Origin of the sequence: Brochothrix sp., from assembly GCF_017549435.1 — a bacterium.
Taxonomy (GTDB): domain Bacteria; phylum Bacillota; class Bacilli; order Lactobacillales; family Listeriaceae; genus Brochothrix; species Brochothrix thermosphacta.
The window spans coordinates 1-16,610 of sequence record NZ_JAFYUW010000154.1 but is presented as its reverse complement, the minus strand read 5'-3'; the positions used below and the strand labels follow the sequence as shown (position 1 = coordinate 16,610).

Here is a 16,610-nt window from a genome sequence, read left to right as displayed (position 1 = left end):
TTCCGTCCCATACTGTTCTCGTAAGCGGATAAATCCGCTACGATAACAGCAGTCTTAACGTTTTCTTAACACGGGGGGCTATTTTCTTAACACTATCTTTCGTTTTTCAGCGTTAAACTAAATTTATCTTAAACAAGGGAGTTGCAATGATGACTGCTATTATTTTAATTGCTGGCATACTAGGATTATGCCTCTTCATTTATTTACTAATTATATTGTTTTGGGGGGATAAAGCATGATGACCATCGTGATGAGTTATTTATTATTTTTTATTGTGTTGCTTGCGCTTGGTATTCCGCTTGGTTTTTATACCTATCGTGTGATGACAGGTCAAAAAGTTTTTATGACACGAATAATAGCACCAGTCGAGGGGTGGATTTATCGGTTTATCGGTAAACCAGCCAAACAGGAGATGACTGCTAAAAAATATATTGGCTCAATTGTTGCTTTTAGTTTGTTTAGTTTTTTAGCTATTTTTTTACTGATGTTGTTTCAAGGTGTTTTACCATTAAATCCAGCGGGTCTAAAAGGGACTTCGATTGGGTTAGCGTTTAACACAGCGATTAGCTTTGTAACAAATACAAACTGGCAGGCTTATTCAGGAGAAACAACCTTATCGCCACTGACACAAAGTTTAGCACTCACCGTGCAAAACTTCGCTTCAGCTGCCGTCGGAATTGCCGTGCTTTTTATTTTATTACGTGGTTTTGTAGCAGAGGGAAAACGTAAACTTGGTAATTTTTGGCAAGATATCACACGAATCACACTCTATCTTTTGATTCCTGTCTCATTTGTGATTGCCATCTTTTTAATGTCACAGGGTGTAGTGCAAACTTTCCAAGCAACAACGACCGTTACAGAACTTGAATCAGGTCTAAAAGCAGTTATTCCGTTAGGTTTAGCTGCGAGTCAAATTGCGATTAAACAATTGGGTACAAACGGGGGAGGCTATTTTGGAGCTAACTCAGCGATGCCTTTTGAAAACCCAACGGTATTCAGTAATTTTGTAGAAAACATCGCGATACTGTTGATTCCAGTTGCTTTGATTATGGCATTTGGTTTATTCGTTAAAAATCGTAAACAAGGTCGCACGATCTTTATCGTATCGTTTGTATTGCTTATTTTAGCGCTTATCGGTGTTACTCTCAGTGAACACCTGAATGGACCTGTTTTTGATGCTGTCGCACACAGTGGCAGTATGGAGGGGAAAGAAGCACGATTCGGTATTGGTTGGTCGAGCTTGTGGGCAGTGAGTACCACAGCAGCATCAAACGGTTCCATTAACGCCATGCTAGATAGCTTCACACCTTTGGGTGGTTTGATTCCGATGTTCTTAATGCAACTTGGTGAAATTGTCTTTGGTGGAGCCGGCAGCGGTTTATATGGCATGATTGCTTTCGTATTACTTACCGTTTTTATTGCAGGATTACTAGTGGGTCGTACACCAGAGTATCTTGGTAAAAAAATTGAACCTGCAAATATGAAAATGGTTTGTTTGGTCATATTGACACCACCATTATTAGTCTTGATAGGATCAATGAGTTATGTGTTGATGTCTCAACCCATGCTAGGTTTGGTGAACACAGGTCCTCATGCTTTTTCAGAGGTTCTATATGCTTTTAGCTCATTAGCGAACAATAACGGGAGTGCGTTTGCTGGTTTAGCAGCGGATACGCCTTTTATGAATAGTGTCGGTGGCATCATTATGTTGTTGGTACGCTTTATTCCAATGTTTGCGATTGTTGTACTGGCACATCAATTAGGCCAAAAAAAATGTGTTGCAAGTACAGATGGAACATTATCAACAACCGATGGTACCTTCACTGGGATGTTACTGGGTGTTATTTTATTAATTGGTGCACTCAGCTTTTTACCCGCATTGGCTTTAGGACCATTAGCGGATTACTTTATGAGATAGGAGCAATCACAAATGACTGAATCTAAACAAGGCATCTTTAAAGATGCATTCAAACAATCATTTTATAAATTATCACCCCGTTTACAAGTGAAAAATCCCGTGATGTTCGTGGTTTATTTGGGAGCTTTGGTCACTAGTGGGTTATATGTTTTAGCTTTTTTCGGTATCCAAGACAGTTCGCCCGCTTTTACGCTTAGTATCGCTGTGATTTTATGGCTAACCCTCTTGTTTGGTAACTTTGCGGAGGCAATGGCGGAAGGGCGTGGCCGTGCGCAAGCAGAGAGTTTAAAAAGTGCCCGACAAGAAGTAATCGCTAAAAAAATGACAGATATTACCAATAAAGCGCAACTCGTCGATATCTCATCAGCACTTTTGAAACGTGGCGATATGGTATACGTTGTGGCAGGTGAACAAATTCCGATGGACGGTGATGTGATTGAAGGGGCAGCATCAGTTGATGAAAGTGCCATTACAGGTGAATCAGCCCCAGTCATTCGTGAATCGGGTGGCGATCGTAGCGCTGTTACAGGTGGTACAACGGTTGTATCGGATTACTTAGTCATTCGCGTTACAGCTGAGGAAGGTGAAAGCTTTTTAGATAAAATGATTGCGATGGTAGAAGGGTCTGCCCGTAAGAAAACACCTAATGAAATTTCACTTCAAATACTATTAGTGACCTTAACGCTGATCTTTTTAGTGGTATGTGCTTCTTTGTTACCGTTCACCCAGTTTGCGACAGTTGCATCTGGCAAAGGTGACGCTTTATCACTCACCGTGATTGTGGCATTGCTCGTTTGTTTGGCGCCTACTACCATTGGTGCACTGTTATCTTCAATTGGAATTGCCGGTATGAGTCGTTTAAATCAAGCAAATGTGATGGCGATGAGCGGTCGTGCGATTGAAGCTGCTGGAGACGTTGATATTTTAATGCTGGATAAAACAGGGACTATCACATTGGGAAATCGCCAAGCAAGTGAATTTTTACCTGTTCCTGGTGTCACTGAAGAAGAACTAGCTGATGCGGCTCAACTTTCTTCATTAGCAGATGAAACGCCAGAAGGTCGTAGTATAGTTGTATTAGCAAAAGAACGGTTTGCGATACGTGGCCGTGATTTATCGGATAATCAAGCTGTTTTTATTGATTTTTCGGCTAAAACACGTATGAGTGGAATAGATTATCAAGGGGATGAAATTCGTAAAGGTGCCGCTGATACAGTAAAACAATTTGTGAGTGCCGCAGGTTATGATTATCCTGTAGCATGTGAAACGATTGTTAATCAGATTGCAAACTTAGGGGGAACACCACTTGTTGTTGTTAAAAACAAACGCGTTCTCGGTGTTGTTTATTTAAAAGATATTGTAAAAAAAGGTGTAAAAGAACGTTTTAATGATATGCGTACAATGGGCATTAAAACCATTATGATTACGGGGGATAATCCGATGACTGCTGCGGCTATTGCTGCTGAAGCAGGAGTAGATGACTTTTTAGCAGAAGCGACACCCGAAGCAAAACTGGAACTGATTCGCGAATATCAACAAAAAGGTCATTTGGTAGCGATGACTGGTGATGGTACGAACGATGCACCAGCATTAGCGCAAGCTGATGTAGCAGTCGCAATGAATACCGGAACACAGGCAGCAAAAGAAGCCGGCAACATGATTGATCTTGATTCAAGTCCAACAAAATTGATTGAAATCGTTCGTATCGGAAAACAATTGTTGATGACACGTGGGGCATTAACTACGTTTAGTATCGCCAACGATGTTGCAAAATATTTTGCGATTATTCCGGTGTTATTCTATAGTATTTATCCACAATTGAACGCATTGAATATCATGCATCTCAGCTCACCAACAAGCGCGATTTTAGCAGCAATTATTTACAATGCTTTGATTATTATTGCGTTAATTCCGTTGTCTTTAAAAGGTGTGAAATATAAAGAATTACCCGCTAGTAAGTTGTTACAACACAATTTATTTGTATACGGTTTAGGTGGTTTGATTACGCCATTTATTGCAATCAAAGTGATTGATCTTATTATTACAGCCTGCGGTTGGGCATAGGAGGAGAGAGAAGAATGAAAATAATCAAAGAGATTATGATGCCAGGTTTGAAAATGCTCCTTGTCTGGACGGTAATTTGTGGCGTGATGTATACTTTATTATTGACGGGTATTGGTCAACTTTTTTTTCCGAGCCAAGCTAATGGTAGTCTCGTCAGTGCTAAAAGTGAAACAGGTGAAAAAGTCGTGGGTTCAACACTTATTGGTCAAGCTTTCACAGCTAATTACTATTTATGGGGTCGTCCTGATACAGGCGAAGCAGCAAGCCAACTGGCTCCAAATAGTGCAAAAGAAAAAGCACGTGTTGCCGAACGTGTAGCAAAAATCAAAGCAGCTGACCCAGCTAATAAAGCAGCAATTCCAATGGAATTAGTCACAGCTTCTGCTAGTGGGGTTGACCCTGATATTTCAACAGCGACGGCTGCTTATCAAGTCAAACGAATTGCCGAAGCACGCCATTTATCTGTTGCTAAAGTTGAGAAAATAATTCAAAACAATACAAGTGGCGTTAAATTTGATAAAATGGGAACAAAGCTTGTACATGTTCTGCCAGTCAATCTCGCACTTGATCAATTGGCACCCATGAAATAAAGGAGTGAAGGACATGATTGAAGACGAACGTCCAAATCCAGATGCAATACTTAAACAAGTCACACAACAGAACCGCCAAAAGACCGGAAAACTCCGTGTCTTTTTTGGCTATGCTGCAGGAGTGGGTAAAACATATGCAATGTTACGTGATGCGCATGAACAGCTGTTACAAGGGAAAAAGATTATGGCAGGTTATATTGAACCGCATGTTCGCCCTGAAACGCTTGCTCTTCTAGAAGGAATTCCAACAATACCAGTGAAACAAATGTCGTACAAAAAGATGACGTTAAGTGAATTTGATTTGGATGAGGCATTACGATTAAAGCCAGATATTGTACTCGTAGACGAGTTGGCACATACAAATGTTATTGGCTCACGCAATAAAAAACGTTACCAAGATATTGATGAATTATTACATGCGGGTATTGATGTCTACACGACTGTCAATGTACAGCATATCGAAAGTCTGAATGATGTTGTTGAAAGCATCACACACGTACAAGTTGTTGAAACAGTGCCCGATACATTTTTAGACCAAGCCTATCTAAGATTAATTGATATTGAACCGGAAGAATTATTAGAACGTTTACGAGCTGGGAAGATTTATCGCCCCCTTCAAGCTAAGAAAGCGATGCAACATTTTTTCGCCCTCGAGAATCTGAAACTTTTGCGAGAAATTGCTGTGCGCCGTGCTGCTGATCACATCGGAATGACGAATCCAATTGAGGAAGTTTCTGTCCGAGTAAAATTACTCACTTATTTAGACGAGGAACATATTCAAGGGACCGAAAAATGCTTGCGTTGGACCGCGCGATTAGCTGCGGCTTTTCGCTCAGAATGGACGTTATTAGTCATTGAAAACGAAGAGGATGAACACGATGATTTGATGAGAGAGCAACGCTTCAAAGTTATGAAGCTCGCTCAAAGTCTAGGTGCGGATATTGTGACATTAAGCGGTCATGATACCCTTGATACGCTCACTCATTATGCTAAAATGACGGGTGTAACAGATATTATAATCGCCAAACAACGGAATCATTCACACGTCCACCGTTTATTTAAACAAGAGCTTGAGGATGATTTAATTCAACGATTACCACAGGTGGATTTGCATATTATACCGTACCATGACAAAAGGGAAGGGCAAAAAAGAAACCGTCTCAACCATATAAATTTTATACAACGCCATTTTTCAGCGGCTGACTTTATAAAGATGCTCTTTTATATCTTAGTTGCAACGTTACTATCAAAAATTGTTTTATTAATGCATAGTGGCGATCAAAACGTTATTATTGTGTATTTGTTTTTTATTCTTATTATCTCCCGTGTCACACATGGTTATTTTTATGGTGCACTCGCTTCCGTTATTTCCGTTTTATTGTTCAACTGGTTATTTGTTGATCCACTCTACTCTTTAACAGTTTATAAGCCAGGCTATCCTGTGACTATGGTAATCATGTTATTAGTCGCACTGTTTACGAGTAACATGATGATCCGAGTGAAGAGTCAAGCGAAAGAAGCCGTGCGTAAGGAACATCGTATGACAATCCTTTATGAATTGAATCAGCAGTTACTCGCGAGCCAAAGTTTAGCAGGAATGATGGCCATTGCTAATACGAAGGTGATGGAAACGATGGGACGCAGTGTAATTTTCTATAGCGGCCTACCTGAAGGGAAAAGTGATCGGAAACTGTCGGTCTATCGTGGTGATCCAACAGCTGCAGCTTTAACAACACCAGAAGAAGAAGCGGTCGCTCACTGGGTTTATCTTAACCAAAAATTTGCTGGATCAGGCACGGATACTTTGAATGGTGCCGCGGGGTATTATTTCCCAGTTGTGTCGCAGGGGCGTAGCTTAGCCGTTATTGGTCTCCGGGTTAATCCGGAACGGCCTTTGCACCGTGAAAATTTGAACTTTTTGAAACTGCTAACCTCACAATTATCATTAGCCTTAGAACGGCATCGTTTAATGATTGAACAGCAACAAACAGTGATTGAAAATGAAAAAGAAAAAATGCGTGGTAATCTTCTGCGCGCGATATCACACGATTTACGAACACCACTCACAGGCATCTTAGGCGCCAGTTCTGCCATTATTGAAAATCATGAAAAGTTTTCAGCAGAACTAACCTTGAATTTAGTAAAAGATATCAAGGAAGATTCGGAATGGTTGATTCGGATGGTTGAGAATTTATTATCCGTGACGCGCATTGATGAAGGCACAATGAAAGTTAAAAAAACACCGGAAGCCATCGAAGAAATAGTGGGTGCAGCCGTGCGACGTATTCGTAAACGATTCAAAGAAACTGATTTAACGGTGCGTGTTCCTGAGGAATTATTATTGGTACCAATGGATGGGACTTTAATTGAACAAGTGTTAATCAATCTTATTGAAAATGCCATTAAGCATGCGGAAAGTACAGCGATTTCAGTGATTGTTAAACAACGTAAGCAACGCGTGATCTTTGAAGTGAGCGATAATGGCAAAGGATTGCCAACACAAAGATTAGAAACGCTGTTTCGCCCTTTTAATAATGAACAACATTCAGAAATCCCCGTTGATGCAACACGAGGAATGGGGATTGGTTTATCAATTTGTCAAACAATTGTTGCTGCGCATGGTGGTACGATTGAAGCGTGTAATAAAACACAAGGTGGTGCAGTTTTCCGCTTTACGTTGCCAATAAAGGAAGGTGATTAAATGGATACAACAATACTTGTAATTGAAGACGATAGTGCCATCTCTAACTTTATGCGTGCCATTCTAGAAGGCAATGAATATACCGTGCATAATGCGGAAACGGGTAAACATGGTATTACGTTATGTGCGACGTTAGCACCTGATATTGTGATACTGGATTTGGGTTTGCCTGATATGGATGGGTTAGATGTGTTAGCGACAATCAGAGGTTGGTCAGAAGTGCCTGTTCTTATCGTTTCTGCTCGCGGAAATGAAATCGAAAAAGTCGCTGCATTGGACGCGGGTGCCGATGATTATATCACAAAGCCCTTTGGGACATCAGAGCTATTAGCCCGTATTAGGGCAGCGCTGAGGCATGCTCAACCGCAAGGCGTCACCGAAAGTAAATATGTCACTGGTGAGCTTGTCATTGACGTTGCCAACTATCAAGTAGCACTTGCTGGAAAAGCGTTACATTTAACACCGATTGAATTTAAAATATTAAAATTACTCGCACAAAATATGGGGAAAGTACTGACACATGATTACATCACTAAAGCCATCTGGGGACAATACACAACTGAGAATCAAGCGTTGCGCGTTAATATGTCTAATATCCGTCGTAAAATTGAGCTTAACCCAGCAGAACCGGTTTACATTGTAACTGAAGTCGGTATTGGTTACCGTATGATATTAATCGGTGAGTAGTTACAGCTTTTAATGAAAAATAAAGGGTTACACCAAAGAAATGATAACACTCCAAAATGAATGTGTTTTATGGCATTGATTGAGTGCATTTCTTTGGTGTTTTTTAAATTCATAGAAAATAAAGTTTTTATAAGCATATAATTTAATAAAACAGTTATAACAGTTTATTAAAATAGTTATTTAAGATTAAAAATATATTGTTTTTTTAGTTAAAAAGTAACTTTTGTATTTTTGACACAAACAAATAAGTTTGATAATATAGGTTTTATAACTAGTTAAACGTGAATAAGAGTTTGGGATGAAGAAGAAAAAGTGGTTAAGAAAAGTTATAATCATTTTAATGCTGGCATTGATTACTGCCCCCGAAGTAGTTTCTGCTGGGAGTTATTCTCAAAGTTTTTCAAGAGGGATATTCAGTACATGTGTTGGTCTGAGTCACAATTTTTATGAATAACAAGTAGTACTAATATAACTAAGTCATATGCTACACAGCAAAGAAGCAGGTTATTAGTGAATTTAAAAGGTATGAAAAAAACAGGTATCTCCACAAGTAAAACACACTATTATGACTCGAATAAAGAGTTGTTATAAGGGGAACAGGTAGCTGGAGTGATGAACGATCTTTATCGATCGTTTGACTGTAACACATGAAGGGAAATCTTCAGTTAAATAAATATTTAATTTTCGAATCATACGCTACTACTTTTTAGAAAAAGAGGAGTTAAAATGATATCTATACAAAATTTCGCGAAAACATATAATAAAAAACACATTATAAAACACTCTAGTTTTAAAATACCACAAAATCAAATTACTTTTTTAATGGGAGAAAATGGTGCCGGAAAAACGACTTTTATAAAATGTGTGACGGGTTTGGAAAAATGTGAAGGTGACGTGACGTTTACACAGGGGAAAGATTGTTTTGTTGTATGGGACGACACCCCTTTTTATCAAAATTTATCTGGGGTAGATAACCTGTTAATACTTGGCGATAGCAAGCTAACAAAAAAAGAAGTGATACATAACTGTCAAAAATACGTGGATAATGCTTTATTAAAGCGCAAAGTTAAACATTATTCATATGGGCAGAAGAAAAAACTTTCTTTGGCATTAGTAGCGCTTCTTAGACCGAAATATTTAATAATGGATGAAATCTCTAATGGTCTAGATTTTCAGTTTAGTAAAGAATTGAAAAAAATAGTATTAGATTTATCTAAAGAGACGACAATTTTACTTACGGGTCATCAGTACGATTTTTATAACGATATAATTGATAATTTGTTGGTGTTTGAAGATAAAAAAATAGTGATGCTGGAGAAGAATTTTAAATCTGAAAAGAAAAAATTGGAGACGATATATGATTCGCTTTATTAAAATGGAACTTAGACATGCCATGAAATCAAAAATAGTTGTGAAGTTTATCATAGTAGCGACTGTACTGTTTTCGATGATTCTGTTGATGAACTTTGCAGCTGTGAATTCGACCCACAGTGATTTTCAAACGCAAGTTAAATTTGCAAAAGAAAACGGCGAAGATATTAACGTCGAACTAAAAAAAGAGTATAAAGTGACTGAACAGAGTTCAAATAGTACCCACATCGAGAACCCGTTGTCGTTTTACAAAGAACTATTAGATAAATCAATTTTTGCCAGTAGCAATGAGTATCGTTTAACGCAAATTTTTGAGTCTTCAATCGTATTGTTTCCAATTGTATTTGGTGTATTAGGTATTTTTAATGCCACATACGATTATCGATTTAAGACGATAAAATTAAAAGCAGTGAATGTCAATCGTAAAACGCTCGCAACAGGTAAACGCCTAACAAGTTGGCTTATTAGTATTGTTATATTAGTGGTAAGTATTTCTTTAGCATGGTTGGTAGGATGGGCAATTAACAGCTATTTACAGCAATTGCATACTTTCAATACGACAGTGTCATTACCGCTAAGAGATATGGGATTGAAGGTAGCATGGACCGTTTTTTTAGCGATATTCTACTGTGAATTAGGCTATACAATCGGGTATATAACTAAAAATAGTTCTATCAGTATTATCGCCATATTTATTGTTAGTTATATAATGCCGATGTTGAATTTTAACTTGGGATATTTTGATATTAACAAAGCGATTTTAGCCATTTCAGCTCAAGTATTTGACTATTATGGCGTGATTCAAAATGAATTTATCATTCACCCTTTTTCATTTTATTCAATAGCTACCCTTGTTTTTTATGCGTTACTTATGGTTATAGTCAATAAAACAATTGCTTCAAACAGAAGTAATTTCGAATAGTTGAAATGAAAAAATATGTATATAGTTATACTTTTAGGTCTATCAATTAGGGTGTTGGTGAATTTTCACTAATGCCTATTTTTCAAATGATAGCGAGAGTAAAAAAATTGTAAAATTGCTACCATAAAAAAGATAGCGTTTCGCTGATTTAAAAAATAGGATTCTAACAGTAAAGTACGTCTTTATTGATAATATAGTGTGTGTTAGATAAAAAAAACCCCCAGAAAATTCTGGGGGGTTAAATTTATTTGTTTTGTGGTGCTTTAATGATATTGAATTTCTTGCCAATTGGTAGAAATACAAATCCGAAGTGAGCGTTTAAAAGAGCAGCAGCACTTCCATAAAAAGCCAGGATTGAAACAATTAGTTCAGCAATTGCTGCAACATTATGGAAAAATTCTGGTAAAAATCCTAATGTAGAAAGTGATAAACCAAGGAATAAAAAGTTAATGAAGAAGAAAATAAAGAATAATACTTTATTTGTTTCTAAGGCACCGATTGTCATAAAGAGCGTAAAAATCAGGTAACCAACAAAGGCAAAACCAATTTGTTTAGGATCATAGCTGACTTGTAGTGCATTACCAAAAACACCACTTTGAATCATCCAACTGAAAGCAGTCGCAATCCAGAAAAGACCATATCCGAAAAAGGCAGTTGCACCAAAAACGTTTTTAACTTTTGCATCGTAAAACGCTGCGATTATTTGACCGATACCACCAAGGATAACTGCCCAAGAAATAACACCGCTGACACTTTCTGTCCAACCTAATTTTTGTGAAGAGGCAACCAAGGTTACAATTGCTAGTCCGAAAAGTCCAATCGCAGTTGGATCAATTCCGCTGTGTTTAACATGTACTTCGTTTTTCATTTTAAATCTCCTATCAGTATATAATAACAACCTTTTAATAGTACCATTTATTCAACCGGAAATATATAGTCATATATTAGTAACTAGTTTTATGTTCAGTAAAAAAAGCGCTAATCATAGTAATGGTTAGGTGTTTTTTATCTTTCATGCTTTTTTATATGTTTGATAGTGTAATACTCCTTACTTATTAGAATGTATACACGTTTCTAATGAAACAATTACAATACAAAAGATATTGAGTACTAATTACAATTAACTTTTTCAAAAATACTGTATAATCATTATATAATTGATGATGGAAGTTTAACTGTTTAAAATTGCCTTTTGATAATGACTTAAAATCATTTTATGTAACTACGGTGCCAAAGGTGTGATTTATAAAAAGTGGGTGACTGATATAAACGCCACATCAAAAGTAACGTTAACTAAGGTGAGTGTTTTATAGAAGTATTTTCTTGGATTTTGTCGATGATGCGACGATTAAGGATGAACTGCCAACAGACGCGTTCAACCAATTGTCAAGGGTATCGTTGACTGTTATACTGAGGAGGAAGTTAAATTAGTGTAGTTTGAGAGGACGATGAGGATGAAACTGAATTTTGAAGCTAAAAACCTGATTAAGGCACGAGTGCTTTTGCAAACATTAATATTTATGGCAGCTTATTATATTATTGCCCAATATCAAGGGAAATTTAGTTGGGGTTACTTTGCATTGATTTCCTTCTTAGTATGGTCGGTATTTGCTTTCACACCAAAAAAAGATCGATCAGAAAACAAACCAAAATAACTGGGTAATAACGTATTAACACATAGGAGGCTAGGATGATGGAAAAACATGAACATGCGTTAGAGTGCATGTCTGAAAGTAAAAAGGATGCCATCCAGAAAAGGCTTCGACGTGTAGAAGGACAGGCACGAGGAATACAAAAAATGGTTGAAGAAGATCGTTATTGTATTGATATAATCACACAGATTTCAGCAGCTAATGCGGCACTAAAAAAAGTATCATTAGAATTGTTAGAACATCATACGGAACATTGTATGGCAAAAGCAGTCAAAGATGGTAATGTTGAAGGTATGAGTGCTGATATCATGAAAGTAGTTAATCAAATTAACCGTATATAATATATAGAACTGATTGAAGGAGTAGTGAATAACATGACAGAAGATTCCGCAAATAAACAACCAGAAAAACAACCAGAAAAACAACCAGAAAAACAACCAGAGAAACAGCCGAAAATGCTTGTAATTCGTCGCCGTTCGCTTGTATTGGCCCTCATCAGCCTTTTTGTTGTAGGTGCGCTTGTGATGGGTATTTTCTCAGTGACATATTTCAATACTAAGGGCAGTAATAACAATGGAAAAAAGGCAGGTTCAGACAACGCCTCATTTGAAAAAATTTATGAAGTATATGATAATATTACCGCCAATTATTATAAAAAAGTTGATTCACAAAAACTAATTGATGGTGCAATTTCAGGTATGTTAGATTCATTAGATGATCCCTATACAACATACATGAATCAGGAAGAAACCAAAGGCTTTAAGAGCGATATTTCTTCATCGTTTGAAGGTATCGGCGTCGAAGTCCAAATGACAGATAAAACACTCACTGTCGTATCACCTATTAGTGGCGCACCAGCAGAAAAAGCAGGCTTGAAGCCCAATGATCAAATTTTAGAAGTTGATGGTAAATCAATTCAAGGTAAAACATTGTCTGAAGCAACAAATAAAATTCGTGGTGAAAAAGGGACACGAGTATTATTAACCATTCAACGTCCAGGAGAATCGGAAACACGTAAAGTGAGTATCAAACGTGACACAATTCCAATTGAAACAGTGAGCACAAAAATGTTAGATAATAAAATTGGTCATATTAGTATCACAAGTTTCTCTTCACATACACACGAAGAAGTTTTAGAAGGTCTTAAAAAGTTAGATAAAGAAGGTATGAAAGGGCTTGTTGTAGATGTCCGACAAAACCCAGGTGGTTTGTTAGACCAAGCAATTGATATTGCGAGTCTTTTCATTGAAGATGGAAAACCAGTTGTATCGATTGAAAATAGAGCAGGGCAAAAAGAAGTCTACAAAGCGGATTCATCGAAAGATGGTGATTTCAAAGTAAAAGTACCTGTCACTGTTTTAACAGATAAAGGAAGTGCTAGTGCTTCTGAAATTCTAGCAGGTGCTTTAAAAGAATCAGCAGGCGCAACATTGGTTGGTAATACAACCTATGGTAAAGGCGTTATGCAAACAGCTGGTGAGTTGGATGATCAGTCAGAAGTGAAATTAACAACAGCAAAATGGTTAACCCCCGATGGCAACTGGATCAACAAAAAAGGGATTAAACCAGATGTCAAAGTAGATGCGCCGAAATACGCAAACATCTCATTATATGATGTGACTAAAACATATCAAAGTGGAGATGTATCAAGCGCCGTTCAAAGTATCCAGCAAATGCTTAATGTGTTTGGTGCTGATTTAAAACAAGCAAAAGGAAGTTTTGATGATGCAACTGTTGCAGCTGTAAAAGCTTTCCAAGCAGAACATAAATTGCCAGAAACAGGTAAAGTAGATACAAAAACAAGCACAGTTCTCATTACAGAGTTACAAGAAAAATTAAGCAGTAACGATACGCAACTTAAAAAAGCACAAGAGGTAACTTCTACTAAAGTGAAAAAATAGTAAACTAAAAACCGCCAAATTTTGGCGGTTTTTTTATAGTGCTATTTTAATATAATGCCAGAGATGCATGGCCAATTCTTTTGAAACACCAGAGACAGGCGTCTTTTCAAATGTTTGGCGAAAACCAGGTAATATCGATTGAATGATGTGATATTTTGGTGTTTCTTTTTGTAATTCAGCCAGAATGAATACAGCATATTCAAAACCTTCTGGATTATTTTTCACAGAATTAATAGCGATGAACAGTTCAAATTCACTTATTAATGCCGCTTGAGTAAGTGGGCTAAGGTCGATGTTATTACGAATGCTATCCAACATTTCAACTGAAATAGAAACTTCTTTGGTGCGAAGCATATTTGGTAGAATAGCCTTGATGTTTGCTAATGACCGGCGGATAATTCGCTCCGGTTCAAACTGTGTTTCACCCGAACCAACAATGATACGGATAACGTGATGAATCATCCCAAAAGTAAGAACGGCAGCTTCATAGCTATAGGGTTTTACCTCTTCACCATGAACCTCCACAAGACGATTAGACAACCAGTCTAATTCTGTTAAATGATGTAAATTTACGACTTTTTGAATTTCTTTATCATCCGAATGATAAATAGATTCGAAGATACGCACAAGATTACGTTCTTTATTGATCCGCATAAAAACACCAATTTGACGGGCAAGGATATCTTCATCTGCTAATTTTGATCCAATCGCTAATTCATTTCGCAAGAGCGTAGCTTCTGCACGGCTTTCTTCTAAGATAGCAATCAAACACTCACTCTTAGAAGTAAAGTGGTTATAAAACGTACCTTTAGAAATTTGAGCAGCGGTAATGATATCAGTCATAGAAGTATTAGTGAAGCCTTTATCGATGAATAGATCACGAGCCGCATTTATAATTTGTGTTTTACGTAGGTTCATATCTGCTCCTTTTTAATTGTTATATACCATTATTCTAACGTCAAAGGGTTGATTTATCAAGAGTACAATAAAAAAACAAAAAATATATTGCTATAATTAGACCGATGGTATAAAATTGTTCTAGCATGGAAAATGAATCGATAAGGAGATACAATTAATGACAACCGAAAAAATCGTACAAAAAGCACCAATTGGGATGATAGTTATTTTGTTTATTGGAGCGTTCGTAGCGTTTCTTAATAATACATTATTAAATATAGCATTACCAACAATTATGAAAGACTTTAATATCACTTACTCAAAAGTACAATGGGTAACAACAGGGTATATGTTAGTCAGTGGGGTATTGATTCCTGCTTCTGCCTTTTTCATTACTCGTTTTAAAACAAAAGGGCTTTATATTACGGCAATGGCCATTTTTACAGCCGGTACAGTATTAGCTGCGTTGTCACCTAACTTTGGGACATTGCTTGCTGGACGTATGATTCAAGCAGCAGGGGCATCAGTGATGTCGCCGCTATTAATGAATGTTATGTTAAAAAGCTTCCCGATTGAAAAACGTGGAGCGGCAATGGGAACCTTTGGATTAGTTCTCTTTGTTGCTCCTGCAATTGGACCCACACTATCAGGGTATATTATCCAAAGCCATGATTGGCGCATGTTATTTGAAATGATTGTGCCATTCGCAGTAATTAGTTTATTACTAAGTGTCTGGAAGTTAGAGAATATTCTTGATACGCGTCATGTGAAATTGGATTACCTTTCATTAGTATTATCAACGGTTGGATTTGGTGGTTTATTATATGGCTTCAGTTCAGCAGGTGATAAAGGTTGGTCAAGTCCCATCGTCTACGGCATGATTGCTGTTGGAGCGGTAGGGTTAGTGTTATTTATTTTACGTCAATTACGCATGAAAGAACCAATGTTACAGATGCGTGTTTATAAATACCCAATGTTTGCATTAGCTTCTGCTATTTCGATGATTTTATCGATGGCGATGTTTGCCGGCATGATTTTAACACCTGCATACGTACAAAGTGTGCGTGGTATTTCACCTTTACATGCAGGTTTGATGTTATTACCAGGTGCATTAGTCATGGCGATTATGTCGCCAATTACAGGTCGCTTATTTGATAAATTTGGTCCGAAGATTTTAGCGATTACTGGGTTAGTCATCACAGCAGTCGCAACATATTTCTTAACGCAATTAGAAGTAGATTCAACGTATACGTTTATTATTTCAATTTATACAATCCGTATGTTTGGTATTTCATTAGTGATGATGCCGATAATGACGAATGGTCTGAATCAATTGCCACAAGAATTGAACCCTCACGCAACAGCTGTTAATAATACGGCGCAACAAGTCGCAGGGGCGATTGGTACAGCTATATTGATTACTATTATGGATAAACACATTGTGACGCGTGCAACGGAGCTAGCAGCAACCGCTAAAGAAAAAGCAATTCAAGCAGGTGCAGCAATGTCTCCAGATCAAGTCGCTGCAGTGAAAGCACAAATTACACAAACGGCTTTACTTGATGGTATTAATTATACATTCATGGTTGCCACAGGTATTACAATTCTAGCATTAGTGTTATCGTTCTTCTTGAAACGTTCGAAACCTTTCGGAAAATAATCAACAAATACTTAAACAAGCACCCTCTATTTTGGATAGTGGGTGTTTTTGTGTGGAGAAGAATTTTTTAGTTTTCAATATAACAGCTTATTAATTTAACTGTTTTCCAAAATTTTTCTTTATGACAGGTGTATTGACAGAGTTTATGTGCTAACATAAAACTAATGAAACGCTTTTGAACCTATTTACTAAAGCCGTAATTAAATGAGAGAAGAGGTTATAAGTATGCTGAAAAAAACCGTAGTAG

13 protein-coding genes are annotated in these 16,610 nt (G+C 37.3%); 11 read left to right on the top strand and 2 right to left on the bottom strand.

Translation table 11 applies throughout. The features are described 5' to 3' along the window. The first annotated feature begins 235 nt into the window (after positions 1-235). The 7 genes from kdpA to IKV95_RS10170 all read left to right on the top strand — a co-directional run bounded on the left by kdpA (position 236) and on the right by IKV95_RS10170 (position 10,253). Positions 236-1,918 carry a potassium-transporting ATPase subunit KdpA gene (kdpA, locus tag IKV95_RS10200; RefSeq protein ID WP_287451767.1) on the top strand — a complete coding sequence of 561 codons (1,683 nt, stop codon included), beginning with the start codon at positions 236-238 and terminating at the stop codon, positions 1,916-1,918. A 12-nt stretch (positions 1,919-1,930) separates the two neighbouring features. Further along, the gene (kdpB, locus tag IKV95_RS10195) at positions 1,931-3,982 is read left to right on the top strand and encodes a potassium-transporting ATPase subunit KdpB (protein WP_069136893.1); all 2,052 of its coding nucleotides are present in this window, start codon (positions 1,931-1,933) and stop codon (positions 3,980-3,982) included. Between the two features lie 14 nt (positions 3,983-3,996). Beyond that, the gene (gene kdpC, locus IKV95_RS10190; RefSeq protein ID WP_069119031.1) at positions 3,997-4,572 is read left to right on the top strand and encodes a potassium-transporting ATPase subunit KdpC; all 576 of its coding nucleotides are present in this window, start codon (positions 3,997-3,999) and stop codon (positions 4,570-4,572) included. A gap of 16 nt (positions 4,573-4,588) precedes the next feature. Then, positions 4,589-7,273, top strand: a complete 2,685-nt coding sequence (locus tag IKV95_RS10185; RefSeq protein ID WP_162919450.1) for a sensor histidine kinase — start codon at positions 4,589-4,591, stop codon at positions 7,271-7,273. Beyond that, the gene (locus tag IKV95_RS10180; RefSeq protein ID WP_120473257.1) at positions 7,274-7,960 is read left to right on the top strand and encodes a response regulator; all 687 of its coding nucleotides are present in this window, start codon (positions 7,274-7,276) and stop codon (positions 7,958-7,960) included. Between the two features lie 726 nt (positions 7,961-8,686). Continuing rightward, positions 8,687-9,334, top strand: coding sequence for an ATP-binding cassette domain-containing protein (locus IKV95_RS10175; protein WP_029092562.1), 648 nt, complete (start codon positions 8,687-8,689; stop codon positions 9,332-9,334). Further along, complete coding sequence (locus tag IKV95_RS10170) at positions 9,318-10,253, top strand: hypothetical protein (protein WP_069126436.1); 936 nt, start codon at positions 9,318-9,320, stop codon at positions 10,251-10,253. Before IKV95_RS10175 ends, IKV95_RS10170 begins: the two co-directional genes overlap by 17 nt. 244 nt (positions 10,254-10,497) lie before the next feature. Here the strand turns inward: IKV95_RS10170 and IKV95_RS10165 are convergent, their stop codons facing one another. Next, positions 10,498-11,121: an acetate uptake transporter gene (locus tag IKV95_RS10165; protein ID WP_069119040.1), complete on the bottom strand. Its 624-nt coding sequence runs from the start codon at positions 11,119-11,121 to the stop codon at positions 10,498-10,500. A 586-nt stretch (positions 11,122-11,707) separates the two neighbouring features. On the opposite strand from IKV95_RS10165, the gene IKV95_RS10160 reads away from it, so the two are divergent. Genes IKV95_RS10160 through IKV95_RS10150 form a run of 3 tightly spaced genes read left to right on the top strand, consistent with a single transcriptional unit; the run spans position 11,708 to position 13,806 of the window. Beyond that, on the top strand, positions 11,708-11,908 hold the full coding sequence (locus IKV95_RS10160; RefSeq protein WP_029092559.1) for a hypothetical protein: 201 nt from the start codon (positions 11,708-11,710) through the stop codon (positions 11,906-11,908). Between the two features lie 38 nt (positions 11,909-11,946). Next, on the top strand, positions 11,947-12,246 hold the full coding sequence (locus IKV95_RS10155; RefSeq protein ID WP_162917925.1) for a metal-sensitive transcriptional regulator: 300 nt from the start codon (positions 11,947-11,949) through the stop codon (positions 12,244-12,246). A 33-nt stretch (positions 12,247-12,279) separates the two neighbouring features. Then, positions 12,280-13,806: a S41 family peptidase gene (locus tag IKV95_RS10150; protein ID WP_287451765.1), complete on the top strand. Its 1,527-nt coding sequence runs from the start codon at positions 12,280-12,282 to the stop codon at positions 13,804-13,806. Positions 13,807-13,839: 33 nt separating this feature from the next. Here the strand turns inward: IKV95_RS10150 and IKV95_RS10145 are convergent, their stop codons facing one another. Further along, positions 13,840-14,724 (bottom strand): TetR/AcrR family transcriptional regulator, encoded by an 885-nt coding sequence (locus IKV95_RS10145; RefSeq protein WP_029092556.1) that lies wholly within the window; start codon positions 14,722-14,724, stop codon positions 13,840-13,842. Positions 14,725-14,881: 157 nt separating this feature from the next. Between IKV95_RS10145 and IKV95_RS10140 the strand changes: the two genes are divergently transcribed. Beyond that, on the top strand, positions 14,882-16,363 hold the full coding sequence (locus tag IKV95_RS10140) for a DHA2 family efflux MFS transporter permease subunit (RefSeq protein ID WP_029092555.1): 1,482 nt from the start codon (positions 14,882-14,884) through the stop codon (positions 16,361-16,363). Positions 16,364-16,610: the final 247 nt, after the last annotated feature.